The following is a 3,670-nucleotide window of genomic DNA, read 5'->3' on the forward strand; positions in this document are numbered from 1 at the left end:
GTATGAGAGGGGGGTGTGACATTTTCCGTAAGTGGCGCCATCCCGAGACGGATCCTTCTGCCGGCATCGCACATCAACTCGATGGAAGCTGGCGAGAGGTCTGGCGAAATAAAGTGGTGTCGCTCTGTCCCAAGGGAAGAGCTTTGCCTGGCTTTCTCGGGGCTCCGCGTGCCGCGCTCCCGTTACGGAGCCGGGGAAGGTTCATGGTGCCACATACAGCCCACGTTGTGAGAGAGTGCCCTCACTGCTGGCAGGAGCTAGCTTCGCATAAGTTCAGGCCGGGATCCCCGCTCACTTGGAAATGGAATCCCGCGGTAAGACTCAGTAGCGTCGTACCAACAGCGCAAATTCCGGCAGACAGGTGAAGTGGTGGGCAAGAGCAGCAAAAAACGCCGCGTGGAAAGGCGTCCGGGCGGGAAACACAACCCCGGATCGGTCTCCCTCAGTTCGTTCAGGGCCAGCCGCGCCTTGGGCGTTCTGGCGCCGGCCTTTGTGCACTGGTTCGACGACGGCACACCCGGCGCGTCCGCGGCAGCGCTGCACTACCTGAAGCTGGTTGAACCTGTTGTGGGCCGATATCTTGACAAGGCGGCGGCACCGGACGTGACAGACCTGGATCCTGTGGCATTGGCGCTGGCCCTTTCCGAAGAGATTGCGGCCACTGCCAGCGTTCAGCCAAGCGGGTTGCCGGACGTCGAACACGCCGCTTATACCGTTGACGCTATCCACACCTACGTCGGATTCCTGTCCGACACCGGCCGATGGACCGGAACCGCGGAGCAGTTGGCAGACGTCCTGGATTTTTTTGACTCTCTGGCTGATGGCGGCGACGAGCCGAGCCTGACCAAGATTCCGGAGGTTCCCCAGGAAGCGGCGCTCGAAGTGCTCTCCGGGTTGCCGCTGATACAGCGGGCCTCAGCCTTGCTTCGGTGGATCGGCGAGGGTAAGCCTGTCACCGGCACCGGCGCGCTGCGCCTGCGGGACATTGAGGCGGCCGCCGCCTGCGTGGGAGTCTCGGTCAGGGGCGGCAGCAAGGGGGCAGTTGCCTCTGACGGAGTTCCAACGGTGCGGAGCATGTTCGACGTGCCGCTGCTGGCACAAATGTGGGCCGCGCTGGAGGCCGCCGAACTGATTGCCATCAAAGCTACGAAAGTGGTGCCGTTCGAGTCCGAAGCGTTCTTGGGTGGCGATGCACCCGACCAGGTGGACGAGTTTTCCATGTTCGCCTCGTGTTTCCTCGAGCAGGCAGTACTTCGCCACGACCCTGATCAGCCATGGGAGAAGCTCGTATCCGCCCTGCAGACATCCCTCATGCTTGCGGCAGCGACGCCAGAACCACCCTTGCTGGAACGCGTCCTGGCCACCCCGGATCATGCTCCGGATGCTGAAAAAACGATGATCACCATGCTGACCAGGTTGGCAATGGCCCGCATGGAGGCACTCGCGGAACTTGGGTTAGTGACCATCGATACTCATTACCGGGTGCCCACAGCGCTTGTCGGCTGCGTGGCGGATGCTTTCGACCACCCCTGGGTGCTGGCAGATCTGGGTCTGGGCGAGGAGTCCGAAGGCCAAGAAACGCGGACGCAGCCACCTGAGTCCACCGGAATTGGGACGCCGGAGAAGGGGCCCGGGCTGGCTGAGGGCCCGATTCTGCAGCTGAAGATCGGACTTAAAGGGTCCAAGCCTCCCATCTGGCGGCGGGTGCTGGTTCCAGCGGGTATTTCGCTCCCGCTACTGCACCAGGTGATCCAGGGAGTGTTCGCCTGGCAGGATTACCACCTGCATCATTTCCAGACCGGAGGATTCCGCGGCCCAACGTATACGCCGGTGGCGTCCGACGGAGAGGATGACTTCTACGGCGAGAACTCGCGGGACGAATCGAAAGTGACAGTTGCCCAACTGCTGCCTGTGGTGGGCAGCACCATGACCTACACGTACGATTTCGGCGATGACTGGGAGCACGCAATAACACTGGAAAAGGTTCTGAAATCCGACGACGGCGGGCGGCTCCCGCGGTGCACCGGTGGCCGCGGTGCCGCACCTGCGGAGGACAGCGGTGGTGTCGGGGGATGGATGGGCATCGTCCAGGCCGTCAACGATCCCAGCCACCGGGAGCACCAGGAGTACCGGGAATGGATGGGACTCGGCCCTGGCGAGACCCTGGACCCCACAGCCTTTGACCTCGAACAGGTCAATGAGGACTTAGCGAAAGCTCTTTTAACCGCAGACCACCACCACGGAGAGCTCAGCCGCTCTTGGAGAGAAGATTGATGTTTGGCTTTACAGCGACGACCCGGCCTGAACCGACGGCAGACAACTATGCCCTTGCCTACGCCCATCGACGGACGTGGGTCATGGCATCCTGGATGTACGGGGCAATCATTGCCGCTTCCGGCGCCGCCTATGTTCTCGCGTCGGCAGTGACAGGCCATGATGCCGGAACCGGAATGGGCATGATTGTCTTTGGTGCTGCGATGGCAGCCGTCGGCTGGCTGGCTTCAGCCCCGAAACGGTTTACCCGGAAGATCCCGAAGCCGGCGATGGACGTGCCGCGTGCCGAACAGGCGATCCGCATCAACAAAGGTGTTGTTGTAGCTTCCAACATTGTGATGGCCGCCATCATCCTTGCCGCGGCCGTCTTTGCACCGCGGGGTACCGCGCCGGACGTTGTCCCGATTCTCGCCGCACTGTCGGTCTGGGCGCCGCTGCTGGGATTCCTCATCCTGCGAACAACGAGGTTCCTGAGCGAGCGGGGCCCCCGGTACGACCTCTGGCTTCATGATCGGAAACCCGGGAGCCGCTAGGCTCACTTTGTGATGAGTTCGCAGAACGGTGACGAACGCTATGTCGTCCTTCCCTGGTGGAGGGGACGATCCCTGCCGTGGGCCGTTTTGGTCGCTGTCTCAATTGTTGTGACAGGCATTGCCCTGGAACGGACAGCATTCTTTATCAACGCCTCGGATCCGGAATTCATTGAACGGTTGCGCGTGGGCAGGCTGGTCATGCTCGCGGGGTCTGCCACATCGCTTGCCGCTGCCATCTGGTCGCAGGTCCGTGGCCATCCGCTGTGGGTAACGATCTGCGTAGCCTCGCCGGCAGTGCTGGTGGGCCTGGCCATCATGATGATGACGCCTCCGTCCCTGACTCCCTTGATCGCAGGTGCTGTCGCCCTGCCGGCAGCCGTCGCAGGACTCATTGGAGGTTTGCTTCCAAAGCCCCGGGAATGATCAAGCTCAGTCCAGCGAGGCGAAACGGAAATCATGGGCGGCTTTCCTTGATCGCTGCCTCGAACGCCGGCAGGCTTTGTTCAATCATTTCCTCGTTTGCCGTGAGGGAGATCCGGAAGAAACCCGGCGTCTCGAACAGCACACCGGGAAATACGAAGACATCCCGGCGGGCGAGTGATTCGGTGAACTTCTCGTCATCCGGAATCGGGGAGGGAACGTAGAGGTAGAAAGTGCCCTCCGGGCGCCCGACGCGGTAACCCATGCTGCCGAGCACATCGATCAGCCGGTCCCGCCGACGCTGAAGCTGGCCGACGTCGATGGTGAACCGTTCCAGCTCGGGCAGCGCGTGCTGCAGGAGGGCGTTCGGATACACCCAGCCCATTGCCACCTGCAGGCCGGTGATGGCCGGTTCCATTTCGTCCCGGTCCGGCATGGTGGGC

Annotated in this window: 4 protein-coding genes; 3 read left to right on the plus strand and 1 reads right to left on the minus strand. The window is 62.2% G+C overall.

The window, feature by feature from the left end; genetic code table 11:
- Nucleotides 1-396: 396 nt before the first annotated feature.
- The 3 genes from DBR22_RS17055 to DBR22_RS17065 are packed head-to-tail and all read left to right on the plus strand — an operon-like array spanning nt 397 to nt 3,230.
- A complete protein-coding gene (locus tag DBR22_RS17055) occupies nt 397-2,274 on the plus strand; it encodes a plasmid pRiA4b ORF-3 family protein (protein ID WP_219928136.1) in 1,878 nt (625 codons plus the stop codon).
- Complete coding sequence (locus tag DBR22_RS17060; protein WP_146187546.1) at nt 2,274-2,807, plus strand: hypothetical protein; 534 nt, start codon at nt 2,274-2,276, stop codon at nt 2,805-2,807. The genes DBR22_RS17055 and DBR22_RS17060 overlap by 1 nt, the downstream gene beginning before the upstream one ends.
- A gap of 12 nt (nt 2,808-2,819) precedes the next feature.
- Nucleotides 2,820-3,230, plus strand: coding sequence for a hypothetical protein (locus DBR22_RS17065; protein ID WP_108600005.1), 411 nt, complete (start codon nt 2,820-2,822; stop codon nt 3,228-3,230).
- Nucleotides 3,231-3,261: 31 nt separating this feature from the next.
- Here DBR22_RS17065 and DBR22_RS17070 read toward each other — a convergent pair.
- Nucleotides 3,262-3,670, minus strand: a 409-nt coding sequence (locus tag DBR22_RS17070) for an aminotransferase class I/II-fold pyridoxal phosphate-dependent enzyme (protein WP_146187547.1), incomplete at its 5' end; no start/stop codon positions are given.

The sequence above is a fragment of the Arthrobacter sp. HMWF013 genome, assembly GCF_003061105.1.
Classification (GTDB): domain Bacteria; phylum Actinomycetota; class Actinomycetes; order Actinomycetales; family Micrococcaceae; genus Arthrobacter.